Origin of the sequence: Vibrio sp. 10N.222.46.A1 (genome assembly GCF_041473595.1) — a bacterium.
GTDB lineage: Bacteria > Pseudomonadota > Gammaproteobacteria > Enterobacterales > Vibrionaceae > Vibrio > Vibrio tasmaniensis_A.
The window spans coordinates 1-384 of sequence record NZ_JBFRSN010001419.1 but is presented as its reverse complement, the minus strand read 5'-3'; the positions used below and the strand labels follow the sequence as shown (position 1 = coordinate 384).

1 protein-coding gene is annotated in these 384 nt (G+C 46.4%); it reads right to left on the bottom strand.

The annotated features are described in order from the left end of the window. Window positions 1–384, bottom strand: a 384-nt coding sequence (locus AB4496_RS27035) for a sigma 54-interacting transcriptional regulator (protein ID WP_372133006.1), incomplete at both ends; no start/stop codon positions are given.

Sequence of the window (384 nt, the reverse complement as noted above, 5' to 3'; positions counted from 1 at the left end):
AATTTCATCTAAGAATAGAGTTCCGCCTTGAGCAAATTCAAATTTACCCACTCGCTTGCTTTCTGCGCCAGTGAACGCACCTTTCTCATGACCATACAGTTCACTCTCTATCAGGTTTTCAGGTACCGCACCGCAATTGACGGCGACGAAGTTTTGTTCTCGCCGGCTGCTTTGTTCATGTAGAGAGCGTGCGACCAACTCTTTGCCTGTGCCAGTTTCACCAAAGAGTAAAATGTCAGCGTTAGTATCTGCCACATGAGTGATGATAGAACGCAGGTCGGTCATTGATTGCGTGTCACCAATGATTCTCGGCCCAAGCGCTTTACTGGCCTTTAAAGAGCGCTTCAATTCAAGATTCTCGAGTGTGAGTTGACGTTTTTCTAT